Source organism: Variovorax sp. CF313, assembly GCF_000282635.1.
Lineage (GTDB): Bacteria > Pseudomonadota > Gammaproteobacteria > Burkholderiales > Burkholderiaceae_C > Variovorax.
In genome coordinates, this window is record NZ_AKIW01000005.1 from 13339 (window position 1) to 29393 (window position 16055).

General features: G+C 65.4%; 15 protein-coding genes. 10 read left to right on the forward strand and 5 right to left on the reverse strand.

All coding sequences use genetic code 11. From position 1 onward, the window contains the following. Nucleotides 1-5: 5 nt before the first annotated feature. The 4 genes from PMI12_RS01130 to PMI12_RS01145 are packed head-to-tail and all read left to right on the forward strand — an operon-like array spanning nucleotide 6 to nucleotide 5132. Nucleotides 6-1550 carry an acyl-CoA carboxylase subunit beta gene (locus tag PMI12_RS01130; RefSeq protein WP_007828159.1) on the forward strand — a complete coding sequence of 515 codons (1545 nt, stop codon included), beginning with the start codon at nucleotides 6-8 and terminating at the stop codon, nucleotides 1548-1550. A gap of 20 nt (nucleotides 1551-1570) precedes the next feature. Next, nucleotides 1571-3619, forward strand: coding sequence for an acetyl-CoA carboxylase biotin carboxylase subunit (gene accC, locus PMI12_RS01135; protein WP_007828161.1), 2049 nt, complete (start codon nucleotides 1571-1573; stop codon nucleotides 3617-3619). Continuing rightward, a complete protein-coding gene (bioB, locus tag PMI12_RS01140; RefSeq protein ID WP_007828162.1) occupies nucleotides 3619-4647 on the forward strand; it encodes a biotin synthase BioB in 1029 nt (342 codons plus the stop codon). The genes accC and bioB overlap by 1 nt, the downstream gene beginning before the upstream one ends. Next, on the forward strand, nucleotides 4644-5132 hold the full coding sequence (locus PMI12_RS01145; protein WP_007828164.1) for a VOC family protein: 489 nt from the start codon (nucleotides 4644-4646) through the stop codon (nucleotides 5130-5132). Before bioB ends, PMI12_RS01145 begins: the two co-directional genes overlap by 4 nt. Here PMI12_RS01145 and PMI12_RS01150 read toward each other — a convergent pair. After that, the gene (locus PMI12_RS01150; protein ID WP_007828166.1) at nucleotides 5122-5619 is read right to left on the reverse strand and encodes an Lrp/AsnC family transcriptional regulator; all 498 of its coding nucleotides are present in this window, start codon (nucleotides 5617-5619) and stop codon (nucleotides 5122-5124) included. The two genes, PMI12_RS01145 and PMI12_RS01150, sit on opposite strands and share 11 nt — an antisense overlap. Nucleotides 5620-5735: 116 nt before the next feature. On the opposite strand from PMI12_RS01150, the gene PMI12_RS01155 reads away from it, so the two are divergent. Beyond that, entirely contained in the window at nucleotides 5736-6647 is a 912-nt protein-coding gene (locus PMI12_RS01155) for an EamA family transporter (protein WP_007828167.1), read from the forward strand. Between the two features lie 112 nt (nucleotides 6648-6759). Here PMI12_RS01155 and PMI12_RS01160 read toward each other — a convergent pair whose 3' ends face one another. From PMI12_RS01160 to PMI12_RS01175, 4 genes are all read right to left on the reverse strand, one after another. Beyond that, on the reverse strand, nucleotides 6760-7398 hold the full coding sequence (locus PMI12_RS01160; protein WP_007828170.1) for a LysE family translocator: 639 nt from the start codon (nucleotides 7396-7398) through the stop codon (nucleotides 6760-6762). Beyond that, nucleotides 7395-8036, reverse strand: a complete 642-nt coding sequence (locus PMI12_RS01165; protein WP_007828177.1) for an RnfABCDGE type electron transport complex subunit B — start codon at nucleotides 8034-8036, stop codon at nucleotides 7395-7397. Before PMI12_RS01165 ends, PMI12_RS01160 begins: the two co-directional genes overlap by 4 nt. A gap of 20 nt (nucleotides 8037-8056) precedes the next feature. Continuing rightward, entirely contained in the window at nucleotides 8057-9463 is a 1407-nt protein-coding gene (locus PMI12_RS01170; protein WP_007828179.1) for a polyhydroxyalkanoate depolymerase, read from the reverse strand. 154 nt (nucleotides 9464-9617) lie between these two features. Then, nucleotides 9618-10814: an amino acid aminotransferase gene (locus PMI12_RS01175; protein WP_007828180.1), complete on the reverse strand. Its 1197-nt coding sequence runs from the start codon at nucleotides 10812-10814 to the stop codon at nucleotides 9618-9620. 105 nt (nucleotides 10815-10919) lie between these two features. Here PMI12_RS01175 and uvrB point away from each other — a divergent pair, with 105 nt between their 5' ends. The 5 genes from uvrB (at nucleotide 10920) to iscA (ending at nucleotide 15918) form a co-directional block, all read left to right on the forward strand. Beyond that, nucleotides 10920-13037 (forward strand): excinuclease ABC subunit UvrB, encoded by a 2118-nt coding sequence (gene uvrB / locus PMI12_RS01180; protein WP_007828183.1) that lies wholly within the window; start codon nucleotides 10920-10922, stop codon nucleotides 13035-13037. 246 nt (nucleotides 13038-13283) lie between these two features. Then, the gene (gene iscR, locus PMI12_RS01185; RefSeq protein ID WP_007828186.1) at nucleotides 13284-13820 is read left to right on the forward strand and encodes a Fe-S cluster assembly transcriptional regulator IscR; all 537 of its coding nucleotides are present in this window, start codon (nucleotides 13284-13286) and stop codon (nucleotides 13818-13820) included. 82 nt (nucleotides 13821-13902) lie between these two features. Continuing rightward, on the forward strand, nucleotides 13903-15123 hold the full coding sequence (locus PMI12_RS01190) for an IscS subfamily cysteine desulfurase (protein ID WP_007828187.1): 1221 nt from the start codon (nucleotides 13903-13905) through the stop codon (nucleotides 15121-15123). Nucleotides 15124-15173: 50 nt separating this feature from the next. Continuing rightward, nucleotides 15174-15593 carry a Fe-S cluster assembly scaffold IscU gene (gene iscU / locus PMI12_RS01195; protein WP_007828189.1) on the forward strand — a complete coding sequence of 140 codons (420 nt, stop codon included), beginning with the start codon at nucleotides 15174-15176 and terminating at the stop codon, nucleotides 15591-15593. 1 nt (nucleotide 15594) lies between these two features. Beyond that, complete coding sequence (gene iscA / locus PMI12_RS01200; RefSeq protein ID WP_007828190.1) at nucleotides 15595-15918, forward strand: iron-sulfur cluster assembly protein IscA; 324 nt, start codon at nucleotides 15595-15597, stop codon at nucleotides 15916-15918. Nucleotides 15919-16055 lie beyond the last annotated feature (137 nt).

A 16055-nucleotide genomic window follows, 5' to 3' on the forward strand; every position in this document is an offset into this window, starting at 1 on the left:
ACACCATGCAAGAACTGATCGAACAACTCGAAAAGCGCCGCGCCCAGGCGCGTCTCGGCGGCGGGCAGAAGCGCATCGACGCGCAGCACGCCAAGGGCAAACTCACGGCGCGCGAACGCATCGAGCTGCTGCTCGACGACGGCACCTTCGAGGAGTGGGACATGTTCGTCGAGCACCGCTCGGTGGACTTCGGCATGGCCGAGCAGAAGATCCCCGGCGACGGCGTGGTCACCGGCTACGGCATGATCAACGGCCGCCTCGTGTTCGTGTTCAGCCAGGACTTCACTGTCTTCGGCGGCGCGCTCAGCGAGGCCCATGCCGAGAAGATCTGCAAGGTGATGGACCAGGCCATGAAGGTCGGCGCCCCCGTCATCGGTCTCAACGACTCGGGCGGCGCGCGCATCCAGGAAGGCGTGGCCTCGCTCGGCGGCTATGCCGACGTGTTCCAGCGCAACGTGATGGCCTCGGGCGTGGTGCCGCAGATCAGCATGATCATGGGCCCCTGCGCGGGCGGCGCGGTGTATTCGCCCGCCATGACAGACTTCATTTTCATGGTGAAGGACTCGAGCTACATGTTCGTCACCGGCCCCGAGGTGGTGAAGACCGTGACACATGAAAGCGTCACTGCCGAAGAGCTCGGCGGCGCCGTCACCCACACCACGCGCAGCGGCGTGGCCGACATGGCGTTCGAGAACGACGTCGAGGCGCTGATGATGCTGCGCCGCCTGTACAACTACCTGCCGCTCAACAACCGCGAGAAGCCGCCGGTGCGCCTGGGCAACAACGGCCAGGGCGACCCGGCCGACCGGCCCGACTATTCGCTCGACACGCTGGTGCCCGACAACCCGAACAAGCCCTACGACATCAAGGAGCTGATCCTCAAGGTGGTGGACGACGGCGATTTCTTCGAGCTGCAGCCCGACTATGCGAAGAACATCGTGATCGGCTTCGCCCGCATGGAAGGCCAGACCATCGGCATCGTGGCCAACCAGCCGCTGGTGCTGGCGGGCTGCCTCGACATCAAGTCGAGCATCAAGGCCGCGCGCTTCGTGCGCTTCTGCGACGCCTTCAACATTCCCGTGGTTACCTTCGTCGACGTGCCCGGCTTCATGCCCGGCACGGGCCAGGAGTACGGCGGCATCATCAAGCACGGCGCCAAGCTGCTCTACGCGTACGCCGAATGCACGGTGCCGAAGATCACCGTCATCACCCGCAAGGCCTACGGCGGCGCCTACGACGTGATGGCCTCCAAGCACCTGCGCGGCGACGTCAACCTCGCCTGGCCGCGCGCGGAGATCGCGGTGATGGGCGCCAAAGGCGCCGTGGAAATCATCTTCCGCGAGGACAAGAACGATCCGGAAAAGCTCGCCGCCCGCGAGGCCGAGTACAAGGCCCGCTTCGCCAACCCGTATGTGGCTGGCGCGCGCGGCTACATCGACGACGTGATCCTGCCGCACGAAACGCGCAAGCGCATTTGCCGCTCGCTGGTGATGCTGCGCGAGAAGAAGCTCGAGAACCCGTGGCGCAAGCACGGCAACATCCCCCTGTGACGGGCACGGAGAAGAAGAACATGTTCAAGAAGATCCTGATTGCGAACCGTGGCGAAATCGCCTGCCGCGTCATTCAAACGGCCAAGAAGATGGGCATCCTCACCGTCGCCGTCTACTCCGACGCCGACAAGGAAGCCCGCCACGTCGAGCTGGCCGACGAGGCCGTGCACATCGGTGCCGCGCCCAGCCGCGAGAGCTACCTGCAGGCCGACCGCATCATCGCGGCCTGCAAGAAGACCGGCGCCGAGGCCGTGCATCCGGGCTACGGCTTCCTCTCGGAGAACGAAGCTTTCGCGCGCAAGGTCGAGGAGGAGGGCATCGCCTTCATCGGGCCGAAGCACTATTCGATCGCCGCCATGGGCGACAAGATCGCCTCCAAGAAGCTCGCGAACGAGGCCAAGGTCAACACCATTCCGGGCTGGAACGACGCCATCGAGACGGCCGAGCGCGCGGTCGAGATCGCGAAGGACATCGGTTATCCGGTGATGATCAAGGCCTCCGCCGGCGGCGGCGGCAAGGGCTTGCGCGTGGCCTTCAACGACAACGAGGCCTTCGAGGGCTTCACCTCCTGCCGCAACGAGGCGCGCAACAGCTTCGGCGACGACCGCGTGTTCATCGAGAAGTTCGTCGAGGAGCCGCGCCACATCGAGATCCAGGTGCTGGGCGATTCGCACGGCAACGTGATCTACCTGAACGAGCGCGAATGCTCCATCCAGCGCCGCCACCAGAAGGTGATCGAGGAGGCCCCGTCGCCCTTCATCTCCGATGCCACCCGCCGCGCGATGGGCGAGCAGGCGGTGCAACTGGCCAAGGCCGTGAAGTACCAGAGCGCGGGCACGGTGGAGTTCGTGGTCGGCAAGGACCAGAGCTTCTACTTCCTGGAAATGAACACGCGGCTGCAGGTGGAGCACCCGGTCACGGAGTGCATCACCGGCCTCGACCTGGTGGAGCTGATGATCCGCGTGGCGGCCGGCGAGGCGCTGCCGCTCACGCAGGAGCAGGTGAAGCGCAATGGCTGGGCCATCGAATGCCGCATCAACGCCGAGGACCCGTTCCGCAGCTTCCTGCCTTCGACCGGCCGCCTGGTGAAGTTCCAGCCGCCGGCCGAGACCATGTTCGCAAGCGACACCGAGCATCTGAACGGCGTGCGCGTGGACACCGGCGTGTACGACGGCGGCGAGATCCCGATGTACTACGACTCGATGATCGCCAAGCTCATCGTGCACGGCAAGGACCGTCAGCATGCGATTGCCCGCATGCGCGAGGCGCTCAACGGCTTCGTGATCCGCGGCATCAGCAGCAACATCCCGTTCCAGGCGGCGCTGCTGGCGCATCCGAAGTTCGTGGCGGGTGACTTCAACACGGGCTTCATCGCCGAGCACTACGGCAAGGGCTTCCATGCGGAAGACGTGCCGCACACCGATCCGTCGTTCCTGGTCGCGCTCGCGGCCTACGTGCACCGCCGCTACCGCGCGCGCGCATCGGGCATCAGCGGGCAGCTCGAAGGCCACGGCGTGAAGGTGGGCGAGCAGTTCGTGGTGGTGGAACTGGGGCCGGAGGGCAAGCATGTGCATCACCCTGTTTCGGTCACCGACTTCCATGGCAAGACGGGCGCCAGCGCCATTGCCGTGGGCGGCAAGAACTACAAGATCGACAGCGGCTTTGCGCTCGGCGCCATCCGCGTGCAGGGCACGGTCAACGACCGGCCCTTCACCGCGCAGGTCGAGCGCGGGGCGGGCAAGAACCCGCTGGCGCTGCGCGTGTCGCACGACGGCACGCAGATCGAGGCGATGGTGCTGTCGCCGCTGGGCGCGCGGCTGCTCGAACTCATGCCCTACAAGGCGCCGCCGGACCTGAGCAAGTTCCTGATGTCGCCGATGCCGGGCCTGCTGGTCGAGGTGTCGGTGCAGCCGGGGCAGCAGGTGCGGGCCGGCGAGAAGCTGGCCGTGATCGAGGCCATGAAGATGGAAAACGTGCTGTTCGCTTCGCAGGACGGCGTGGTGGGCAAGATTTCGGCGGAAAAGGGCGAGTCGCTCGCCGTCGATCAAATCATTCTGGAGTTCAGCTGATGGGTGCCAACGACTTGCAACAAACGATCACGCTGCACCGGCCTGCGAAGGCCGCGGCGCCGCAAGGGCCATGGACGGTCGAAGCGATACAGGCGCTGCTCGACAAGCCGCTGATGGACCTGCTGTTCGAGGCGCAGACCGTGCATCGCCAGCACTTCCCGGAAGGCGACATCGAACTGGCGACGCTGCTCTCGGTCAAGACCGGCGGCTGTCCCGAGAACTGCGGCTACTGCCCGCAGTCGGCCGAGTTCGACACCGGCGTGAAGGCGCAGAAGCTCATGGAAGTCGACGAGGTGGTGCGCGCCGCGCAGGCCGCCAAGGACGCCGGCGCCACGCGCTTCTGCATGGGCGCCGCATGGCGGGCGCCGAAAGACCGCGACGTCGAGAAGGTGGTGGTGCTGGTCGAGGCCGTGAAGGGGCTGGGCCTGCAGACCTGCGCCACGCTCGGCATGCTGGAGCCGCACCACGCGCACCAGCTCAAGGCCGCGGGCCTGGACTACTACAACCACAACCTCGACACCGCGCCCGAGTACTACACCGACGTGGTCGACACGCGCACCTACCAGGACCGGCTCGACACCCTGGCCCATGTGCGCAGCGCCGGCATCAGCGTGTGCTGCGGCGGCATCGTCGGCATGGGCGAGGCGCCGGTGCACCGCGCGGGGCTGATCGCGCAGCTGGCCAACCTGAACCCGTACCCCGAGTCGGTGCCGATCAACAGCCTGGTGCGCGTGCCCGGCACGCCGCTGGCCGATTCGGAGCCGGTCGATCCCTTCGACTTCGTGCGCATGATCGCGGTCGCGCGCATCACGATGCCGACCGCACGCGTGCGGCTCTCGGCCGGGCGCCAGCAGATGGGCGATGCGGTGCAGGCGCTGTGCTTCATGGCCGGCGCGAATTCGATCTTCTACGGCGACAAGCTGCTGGTTACCGGCAACCCCGACGTCGAGGCCGACACGGTGCTGCTGCGCAAGCTCGGGCTCAATGCGCGGCAGGTGCAGGAGCAGCCGGAAGGCTGCGCGGCATGAGCACCAACGCACGCCCCTTCAAGGTCCTGGGCATCCAGCAGATCGCCATCGGCGGACCCGACAAGCTGCGGCTGCAGAAGCTCTGGGTCGACATGCTGGGGCTCGAAGTCACGGGCACCTTCAAGAGCGAGCGCGAGAATGTCGACGAAGACATCTGCGCGATGGGCGCGGGGCCGTTCAAGGTCGAGGTCGACCTCATGCAGCCGTTGGACCCCGAGAAGAAGCCCGCCGTGCACACCACGCCGCTCAACCACGTGGGCCTGTGGATCGACGACCTGCCCAGGGCCGTCGAGTGGCTCACGGCGCAGGGCGTTCGCTTTGCGCCCGGTGGCATCCGCAAGGGCGCGGCCGGCTTCGACATCTGCTTCCTGCATCCGAAGGCGAGCGACGAGTTTCCGATCGCGGGCGAGGGCGTGCTGATCGAGATGGTGCAGGCGCCACCCGAGGTGGTGGCAGCCTTCAGCGCGCTGGCCGCTACGCGTTAAGTACTTTCTTGATCGGCGGCCTGACGTCCGAACGCTGAGGCGGCAGCATCGGCTGGTGCTCGCGCGCCGGGTTCAGGATGATCGAGGTCGCCGTCTCGGTGAGGATGCAGAACTTGGTGACCACCGCATCGAGGTGGCTCACGTCGATCACCGCGATCTCGAGGATCCAGCTGTCGTCGCCGGTCACGTTGTAGGCATTGACGCATTCGGGCGTCTGCTGCACCAGTTCCACCACACGCGCGTAGTCGGCGCGGCCCACGCGGATGATCGCGCGGATGCCGTAGCCGAGCTTGCCGAGGTTCACCGTCGCGCGGTAGCCGCTGATCACGCCCGCGGCCTCCAGCTTCTTCACGCGTTCGGTCACGGCGGGCTGGCTCAGGTGCACGCGGCGGCCCAGTTCTGCCATGGTCAGGCGCGCGTCGTTCTGCAGTTCGGCGAGGATGCGGGTGTCGTGGGCGTCCAGGGCGGGATTCAAGGAAAAGTCCATGCAACTCCTTTAAATCGACGGTTTGGCGAGGGCAGAACCATGAATCTTGCATGGCTGCCGGGGGATCGCTTTCATACCATGACCGGCATCTCACACCAAGAAGAAACACTCTCCACATGCCGACTCTCGCTTCTCCCGCCCAAGCTGCACCCATTGCCGCGCGCCCTGGGCTGCCGCCGCTGCTGTGGCTCTGCCTCGCCGCCACGTGGGTGGTCTGGGGCTCGACCTACCTCGCGATCAAGTACGCCCTGATCAGTTTTCCGCCGTTTCTGCAGATGGGCTCGCGCTTCCTGTTCGCGGGCGTGCTGCTGGCGCTCTGGATGCGCTGGCGCGGCGCGCCGTGGCCATCGCTCGCGCAGTGGCGCAATGCCTTCGTCGTCGGCGCGCTGATGCTCGGCGGTGGCATGGGCGGCACGGCGAATGCCGAGGTGTCGATCGGCTCGGGGCTGGTGGTGGCGTTCATCGCGGTGATCCCGCTGCTGATTGCGCTGATGAACCTGATCTGGGGCGTGAAGCCGTCGCGGCTGGAGGCCGCTGGCATCGCGCTCGGCCTCGTCGGCGTGCTGATGCTGACGCAGGGCAGCGGTTTCCGTTCCTCGCCCGAGGGGCTGATCGCCATCTGCATCGCCTGCGTCTGCTGGTCGCTGGGCAGTGTGCTGAGCCAGCGCAGCCTGCCGTTGGCGCCCGGCGCGATGGGCTTTGCGAGCGAGATGCTTTGCGGCGGCCTGGTGCTGATGGGGCTTGCCGCGATGTCCGGCGAAACGATGAGCTGGCCGCTGCAGCCCGAAGCGGTCGCCGCGTGGATCTACCTCGTGGTGTTCGGTTCGCTGATTGCCTTCAACGCCTACATGGTCCTGCTCGCGAAGGCGCCTGCTGCGCTGGCCGCGAGCTACACCTTCGTCAATCCGGTGATCGCGATGCTGCTGGGCGTGTGGATCGCCAACGAGACGGTCACTCGCTTCGAGTGGTACGCCGTGGCCGTCGTCTTGGCTGGTGTGCTGCTGATGCTCTTCAAGCGAAGAGCATGAAACTCGATTTCCGGTAACACCGCGGAACCGGCTTTGCCGGGCCGCAGGTGTTGCCCCCGGGAGGGGGGTGGCGGAGCGACACGAAGTGCGCGAAGCCTGGGGGAGAGCTTTGCTATGCGCCGGGGCGGCGCCACATCGCAAGCGTAGCCGCGAGCAGCCACATGCCGGCTGCGCAACTGCGGTTCATGGCCTTGAGGCCGCGCTGCGAGAGAAAGCGCACGGCCTGCGTGCCGGCCGACGCATAGGCCAGCATCACGCAGGTGTCGAGTGCGACGAACACCGTGCCCAGCAGCAGGTACTGCGGGCCTTGCGGCTTCGCGATGTCGATGAACTGCGGCAGGAAGGCAGCGAAGAACAGCACCGTCTTCGGATTCGACAATGCCACCGCGAGGCTGCGCATCAGCGCCACGCGGCCCTGTGGCCGGACCTCGAGCGGCGACTTGGCCAGCGCCGTGCCGAGGTCGGCGGCCTCGCTGCGCCAGAGCTTGATGCCCAGCCACACGAGGTACGCCACGCCGGCGATGCGGATCGCGTTGAAGAGCCACTCCGAAGCCGCGAGCAGCGAGCCCAGCCCGAGCGCGACGACGGCGATCAGCGTGACGCTGCCGAGCGACGCGCCGGCAATCCCCCAACTTGCACGGCGCATGCCGCCTTCGATGCCGTTGGACAGCGCCAGCAGCATCGTCGGCCCCGGAATCAGGGCCAACGCGAGCGAGGCGACGACGTAGATGAGCAGGGTGTCGAGTGTCATGGCTTGGTGGTGGTCGGCGGGCGTTGTCGTTGTTGCGAGGCGGCGCGGGCACGCGCCAGTGCGGCTTCGACGATGGCGCGCTTGCGGGCGCCGGCGTCTTGCAGGGCTTCGGGCTCGGGCGCCTTGTCGGCCAGCCGCGCGTCGGTGTTGCGGTGCCGGCCATGCACCTCGTAGCGGCGCCGCGCGCTGGCGGCCTGTTCAGTCGACCAGGCCTGCCAGCCACTGAGGCCGGGCGTCTCGACTTCGAGCGAGATGCAGTCGACGGGGCAGACCGGAATGCACAACTCGCAACCCGTGCAGTGGGCTTCGATCACGGTGTGCATCCGCTTGTTGATGCCGACGATGGCGTCGGTGGGGCAGGCATCGAGGCACAGCGTGCAGCCGATGCACCAGGCTTCGTCGATGACCGCCATGGCGCGCGGGCCTTCGGTGCCGAATTGGGCATCGAGGGGAAGGGCGGCGCGGCCGGTGAGTTGCGCGAGCCGCTCGATGCCTTCGGCACCGCCCGGCGGGCACTGGTTGATGCCGGCCTCGCCGCCGGCCACGGCCTGGGCGTAGCTTGCGCAATCCGGGTAGCCGCACCGCGTGCACTGCGTTTGAGGCAGCGCGTCGTTGATGCGTGCGGCGAGCCCGTCCATGGGGTGAAGCTGCGCGCGCTTCAGCGCGCAGTCGGCCTTTTCTTCACGGCCACGCTCGCGGCCTTCTTCACTGGAACTTTCTTGGCCGCGACGGCGGCTGCCTTGCGCTCCGGCTTGATCGTGTCCTCTGCTGCGAGGCCGCCACGGTTGCCGGCACGGCTTTGCGGCTGGTCGTTGGCCGCGATGAACTTCAGCACCTTCGGATAGACCAGTTCGCGCCAGCGGCGGCCGCTGAAGATGCCGTAGTGGCCTGCGCCCTTGACTTCGTAGTGCTCGCGCTTGTCGTCGGCGATGCCGGTGCACAGGCTGTGCGCGGCTTCGGTCTGGCCCGAGCCCGAGATGTCGTCGAGTTCGCCTTCGATCGTGAGCAGGGCGGTGGAATGGATGTCCTGCGGATGCACGCGCTCCACCTGGCCCTTGGGGTTCTTGACGTCCCAGGTGCCATTGACCAGGTTGAACTCCTGGAACACGGTGCGAATGGTCTCGAGGTAGTAATCGGCGTCCATGTCGAGCACGGCGTTGTACTCGTCGTAGAACTTGCGGTGCGCCTCGGCACTGGCGTCGTCGCCCTTGATCAGGTCCTTGAAGTAGTCGTAGTGGCTGCTGGCGTGGCGGTCGGGGTTCATTGCCACGAAGCCGGTGTGCTGCAGGAAGCCGGGATAGACCTTGCGGCCTGCGCCGGGGAAGCCCTGCGGTACGCGATAGATCACGTTGTTCTCGAACCACTCGAAGCTCTTGTTCATCGCGAGGTTGTTGACCGCGGTGGGCGACTTGCGCGCATCGATGGGCCCGCCCATCATGGTCATGGTCAGCGGCAGCTGCTCGCCGCGGCTGGCCATCAGCGACACGGCGGCCAGCACCGGCACGGTCGGCTGGCACACGCTCACCACGTGGCAGTTGCCATATTCGGCCTGCAGGCGGCGGATGAACTCCTGCACGTAGTTGATGTAGTCGTCGAGGTGGAACTCGCCTTCCGACAGCGGCACGAGGCGCGCGTTTTTCCAGTCGGTGATGTAGACCTTGTGGTCCTGCAGCATGGTGCGTACGGTGTCGCGCAACAGCGTGGAGTAATGGCCCGACAGCGGCGCCACGATCAGCACCACGGGCTGGCTCTTGAGCGTCTTGAGAATGTGCGGCTCGTCGGTGAAGCGCTTGAAGCGGCGCAGCTCGCAGAACGGCTTGTCGAGCTCGACGGCCTCCTGGATCACCACATCTTCACCGTCGACCTTCACTGACTTGATGTTGAACTCGGGCTTCTCGTAGTCCTTGCCGAGCCGGTAGAGCAGGTCGTAGCCGGCGGCCATGCGCTGGGCCATGGGCACCTGGCCCCACACGGCGCCCTGGCCGTAGAGCTTGGAGGCCGCCTGGGCGAAGTCCGAGAAGGGCTCCATCAAGGAACGCTGGGCTTCGTAGAGTTGGTAGAGCATCGCTGGTGTTGGAGTGGAATGTTGCGGTGCAATATATCAGCGCCGTCGGCAAGGTGCAGGGGCCTTACCCCTACGTAGATCCCCCACCGGGACCATTTTTCACCAAATGTGAAGGAATTGTCGTGAAACGCATTCCCTCACATCTAGCTGACCGTCAGATGACCTTGGCAATCGACGCGCAGACGTAGTCGATGTTCTTGCTGTTGAGCGCGGCCACGCACATGCGACCGGTGTCGGTGCCGTACACGCCGAACTCGTTGCGCAGGCGCACCATCTGGTCCTTGGTCAGGCCCGAGTAGCTGAACATGCCGATCTGCGTGGTGATGAAGCTCATGTCCTGTTTCACGCCGGCAGCCTTGAGGCCGTCGACCAGCTTCTGGCGCATGGCCTTGATGCGCACGCGCATCTCGCCGAGCTCCTTTTCCCAGAGGGCGCGCAGCTCGGCGTTGTTGAGCACTGCAGCCACCACGGCGCCGCCGTGCGTGGGCGGGTTGCTGTAGTTGGTGCGGATGGCGATCTTGAGCTGCGACAGCACGCGGCCCGCTTCTTCCTTGCTTTCGCACAGCACCGACAGGGCGCCCACGCGTTCGCCATACAGGCTGAAGCTCTTCGAGAACGAGGTCGACACGAAGAAGGTCAGGCCGGCATCGACGAACTTGGCGACGGCCGCGCCGTCTTCCTTCAGGCCGTAGCCGAAGCCCTGGTAGGCCATGTCGAGGAAGGGCACGAGGCCCTTGGCCTTGACGGCGGCGACCACCTGGTCCCACTGGGCCGAGGTGATGTCGTAGCCGGTCGGGTTGTGGCAGCAGGCATGCAGCACGACGATGGTGCCGGCCGGCGCCGCGTTCAGGGCGGCCAGCATGCCGTCGAAGTTGATGCCGCGCGTGGCTGCGTCGTAGTAGGGGTAGCTTTCGACTTCGAAGCCCGCGTTGGTGAACAGCGCGCGGTGGTTTTCCCAGCTCGGGTCGCTGATCAGCACCTTGGCGTTGGGGTTGAGCTTCTTCAGGAAGTCGGCGCCGACCTTGAGGCCACCGGTGCCGCCAATGGCCTGGATGGTGGCGACGCGGCCCGAGGTGACGGGTTCGCTGTCGGCGCCGAAGACCAGCGCCTTCACGGCGTTGTCGTACGCGGCAATGCCGTCGATCGGGAGATAACCGCGCGCCGTGGGCGCTTTCATCATGTTCTGCTCGGCCGCCTGCACGCACTGGAGCAGGGGCAGTTTGCCGTTGTCGTCGTAATAGACGCCGACGCCGAGATTGACCTTGCTGGGGTTGGTATCGGCTGCAAATTGCTCGTTGAGGCCGAGGATCGGGTCGCGCGGTGCCATTTCGACCGCGGTGAACATAGACATGGAAAGGTCCTTTGGGATGAAAGCTGCGCTGCAACCGGAGGAGGCTTTATCCTTTCCGGTTGCCTTGAATTTTACCGGCGCGAGCGCCACCTGTCGGGAACAGCCATGCCAGAGAACAACGAAGCCATAGCAGACCTGAAGAAACTGGACCCGATCGGCCCGGCGAAACAGGGGGAATTCGTCCGCTATCCGGGCTCGCCCTTCGAGCTTTTCCAGCCCTATCCGCCGGCCGGCGACCAGCCGACGGCCATCGAGGGGCTGGTCGAGGGCGTGATCGACGGCGAGGTGTTCCAGACCCTGCTGGGCGTGACCGGTTCGGGCAAGACCTACACCATGGCCAACGTGATCGCCCGGCTGGGCCGCCCGGCCATCGTGTTCGCGCCCAACAAGACGCTGGCGGCGCAGCTCTACAGCGAATTCCGCGAGTTCTTCCCGAAGAACGCCGTCGAGTACTTCGTCAGCTACTACGACTACTACCAGCCCGAGGCCTACGTGCCGCAGCGCGACCTGTTCATCGAGAAAGACTCGTCCATCAACGAGCACATCGAGCAGATGCGGCTGTCGGCCACCAAGAGCGTGCTGGAGCGGCGCGACACGGTGATCGTGGCCACGGTGAGCGCCATCTACGGCATCGGCACGCCCGAGGACTACATGGAGATGCGGCTGATTGCCCGCGTCGGCGACAAGGTCGGCCAGCGCGACCTGATCTCGCGGCTGATCCGCATGCAGTACCTGCGCAACGAGCAGGACTTCGCCCGGGGCACCTTCCGCGTGCGGGGCGACACCATCGACGTGTTTCCGGCCGAGCACAGCGAACTGGCGATCCGCTTCGAACTGTTCGACGACGAGATCGAGTCGCTGCAGCTCTTCGACCCGCTGACGGGGCGCATCCGGCAGAAGGTGCCGCGCTTCACCGTGTATCCGTCGAGCCACTATGTGACGCCGCGCGACAAGGTCATGGCGGCGGTGGAAACCATCAAGATCGAGCTGGGCGAACGGCTCAAGGAACTGGTGGGCGCGGGCAAGCTGGTCGAGGCGCAGCGGCTGGAGCAGCGCACCCGCTTCGACCTCGAGATGCTCGCCGAAATCGGCCACTGCAAGGGCATCGAGAACTACACCCGCCACCTCTCGGGCGCTGCGCCGGGTGAGCCGCCGGCCACGCTGACCGACTATCTGCCGAAGGACGCGCTGATGTTCCTCGACGAGAGCCACCAGATGATCGGCCAGCTCGGCGGCATGTACAACGGCGACCGGGCGCGCAAGACCACGCTGGTCGAATATGGTTTTCGCCTGCCGAGCGCGCTGGACAACCGCCCGCTCAAGCTCGAGGAGTTCGAGACCCGCATGCGCCAGTGCATCTTCGTCTCGGCCACGCCGGCGCAGTACGAGAAGGACCATGCCGGCAACGTGGTCGAACAGCTGGTCAGGCCCACCGGGCTGATCGACCCCGAAGTCGAGGTGCGGCCCGCCACGCACCAGGTGGACGACGTGCTGGGCGAGATCCGCATCCGCGTCGAGAAGAACGAGCGCGTGCTCATCACCACGCTGACCAAGCGCATGGCCGAGCAGCTGACCGATTACCTGGGCGACAACGGCGTGAAGGTGCGCTACCTGCACAGCGACGTGGACACCGTCGAGCGGGTGGAAATCCTGCGCGATCTGCGCCTGGGCACTTTCGACGTGCTGGTGGGCATCAACCTGCTGCGCGAGGGGCTCGACATTCCCGAGGTTTCGCTGGTGGCGATCCTCGATGCCGACAAGGAGGGCTTCCTGCGCGCCGAACGGTCGCTGATCCAGACCATTGGACGGGCGGCGCGGAACCTGAATGGCAAGGCCATCCTGTACGCCGACCGGATGACCGATTCGATGAAGAAGGCCATCGACGAAACCGAGCGCCGCCGCGCCAGGCAGATCGCCCACAACGAAGCCAATGGCATTACGCCGCGCAGCATCGTCAAGCAGGTGCGCGACCTGATCGACGGCGTCTACAGCGAGAAGACCGGCAAGGAAATGGCCAAGCTCGACCTGGAACGCGCCAAGGTCGAAGACATGAGCGAGAAGGACATCGCCCGGGAAATCAAGCGGCTTGAAAAGCAGATGCTGGAACACGCCCGCAACCTCGAATTCGAGAAGGCGGCCCGGGTGCGCGACCAACTGGCGCTGCTGCGGGAGCAGGCATTCGGGGCGTCGGGCGGCGACAACATCGCGATCCTGCCGCAGTAGGCGGACCGCGCTAGTTCGGAGGTTCGCATTCTTCAAGCGAACCGCGCTGGGGTTTACCCCAGCGCGGTTCAGGGCCTTCTGCTATACTTGACCGAAATACTCAACAACAAAAAAAGAACTTCGCGATGAAGGACCGACTCCCACCGGCTGGTTCACCAGCGTCAGGGATCGGACAGGGCGGAGACGAAGTCACCGCGGTCCAGGCCACGGTGTCATTTCAACGGTAAGCACTTGAAGGAGCTTGCGATGCGTCTCACTACCAAAGGCCGTTTTGCGGTCACAGCAATGATCGATCTGGCGTTGCGTCAGAACACCGGTCCGGTCACGCTGGCTGCGATCAGCCAGCGGCAGCAGATTTCGCTGTCGTACCTCGAGCAGCTGTTCGGCAAGCTGCGCCGCCACGAGCTGGTCGAGTCGACCCGCGGCCCCGGCGGCGGCTACAGCCTCGGTCGCAAGGCTGCGGATATCACCGTGGCCGACATCATTGTTTCCGTCGATGAGCCTATCGATGCCACCCAGTGCGGCGGCAAGGAAAACTGCCTGGGCGAAGCCGGCCGCTGCATGACGCACGAACTCTGGGCCTCGCTGAACCAGCGCATGGTCGAGTTCCTCGATTCCGTCACCTTGCAGAAGCTGGTCGACGACCAGATCGCCAAGGGCGTGCAGATCGAGAACAAGCCGGTCGTCAAGCGTGCCATCTCGGCGCAGCCGGTGGTCAAGCCGATTCGCGTGAATGCGCCGAATTCGGTGTTCGCCCTCGGCAACGCCTTCGCCAAGTCCTGAGACCTGATTTCCGGCGGCGCCTCCGGGCGCCGGCACGAGCAGCCCAGATCAAGAAACAACCCCCCGCCAGCACGAGCCAGCCATGGACGTAACTCCTCATTTCCCGATCTATCTCGATTACGGCGCCACCACGCCGGTCGACCCGCGTGTGGTCGACGCCATGATTCCCTGGTTGCGCGAACACTTCGGCAATCCGGCATCGCGCAGCCATGCCTGGGGTTGGGAGGCTGAAGAGGCGGTCGAGAAAGCGCGCGGCCAAGTGGCTGAGCTGATCAACGCAGATCCCCGCGAAATCGTGTGGACCTCGGGTGCGACCGAGTCGATCAATCTCGCGCTCAAGGGTGCGGCCCACTTCTACAAGGGCAAGGGCAAGCACCTGATCACGCTGAAGACCGAGCACAAGGCAGTGCTCGACACCATGCGTGAACTGGAGCGCCAGGGCTTCGAGGTCACCTACCTCGACGTCGAGGAAAACGGCCTCGTCGACCTCGAGAAGTTCAAGGCGGCCATTCGTCCCGACACCATCCTGGCCAGCGTGCTGTTCGTGAACAACGAGATCGGCGTGATCCAGGACGTGGTCGCGCTCGGCAATGCCTGCCGCGAAAAGGGCGTGATCTTCCACGTCGATTCGGCCCAGGCCACGGGCAAGGTCGAGATCGACATCACGAAGCTGCCCATCGACTTGATGAGCCTCGCTTCGCACAAGACCTACGGCCCCAAGGGCATCGGCGCCTTGTACGTGCGCCGCAAGCCGCGCATCCGCCTCGAGGCGCAGATGCACGGCGGCGGCCACGAGCGCGGCATGCGCTCGGGCACCCTGCCCACGCACCAGATCGTCGGCATGGGCGAGGCCTATCGCATCGCCAAGCTCGAGATGAAGGACGACATCGCCCATGCACGCAGCCTGCAAAAGCGCCTGCTCGACGGCCTGAAGGACGTCGAACAGGTGTTCATCAACGGCGACCTCGAGCACCGCGTGCCGCACAACCTGAACATGAGCTTCAACTACGTCGAAGGCGAGTCGCTGATCATGGGCATCAAGGGCCTGGCGGTGTCGTCGGGTTCGGCCTGCACCTCGGCCAGCCTCGAGCCCAGCTACGTGCTGCGCGCCCTGGGCCGCAGCGACGAGCTGGCCCACAGCAGCCTGCGCATGACCATCGGCCGTTTCACGACCGAAGAAGAAATCGACTACGCCATTTCGACCATCAAGCACAACGTCGCCAAGCTGCGCGAGCTGAGCCCCCTGTGGGAGATGTTCCAGGACGGCGTCGACATCAGCACGATCCAGTGGTCGGCCCACTGATACAGGGCAGCCCAAGGCTCCACGATTGAACAAAGTTTGAGAGGTACACCATGGCATATTCTTCCAAGGTCATCGACCACTACGAAAATCCCCGCAACGTCGGCTCCTTCGAAAAGGGCGACGATTCGGTCGGCACCGGCATGGTCGGCGCACCGGCCTGCGGCGACGTGATGAAGCTGCAGATCAAGGTCAACCCCGAAACCGGTGTGATCGAAGACGCACGCTTCAAGACCTACGGCTGCGGCTCGGCCATTGCCTCGTCGTCGCTCGTGACCGAATGGGTCAAGGGCAAGACACTCGACGAAGCGGCTGCGCTGAAGAACGCGCAGATCGCCGAAGAGCTGGCGCTGCCGCCCGTGAAGATCCACTGCTCCATCCTGGCCGAAGACGCGATCAAGGCCGCCGTGAGCGACTACAAGGCCAAGCACGGCGTCAAGACCGCCGAGTCCGCTGCCGAAGCCGTCCACTGACATGGCCGTTACGCTGACCGAAGCCGCTGCGCGACACGTCACCCGCTACCTCGGCAAGCGAGGCAAGGGCGTGGGCGTGCGGCTGGGCGTGAAGACCACGGGCTGCTCGGGCCTAGCCTACAAGCTCGAGTACGTGGACGAGTTCACGCCTGAAGACGTGGTGTTCGAAGACCACGGCGTGAAGGTGCTGGTCGACCCGAAGAGCCTGGCCTACATCGACGGTACGCAGCTCGACTTCGTGCGCGAAGGCCTGAACGAAGGCTTCAAGTTCATCAACCCGAACGAGCGTGATCGCTGCGGTTGCGGGGAAAGCTTTCGCATTTGATGCGTCGTCGCTGAGCGCGACCACAGCCGCCACCATGTCATGTGCTGGCGGTTTTTTCTTGATCCATATGAGCCCCCACGTTCGGCACTTTGTGTCCTCACTGCCCCCCGAGGGGGCCCAGACCGCCTTTGGGGCGG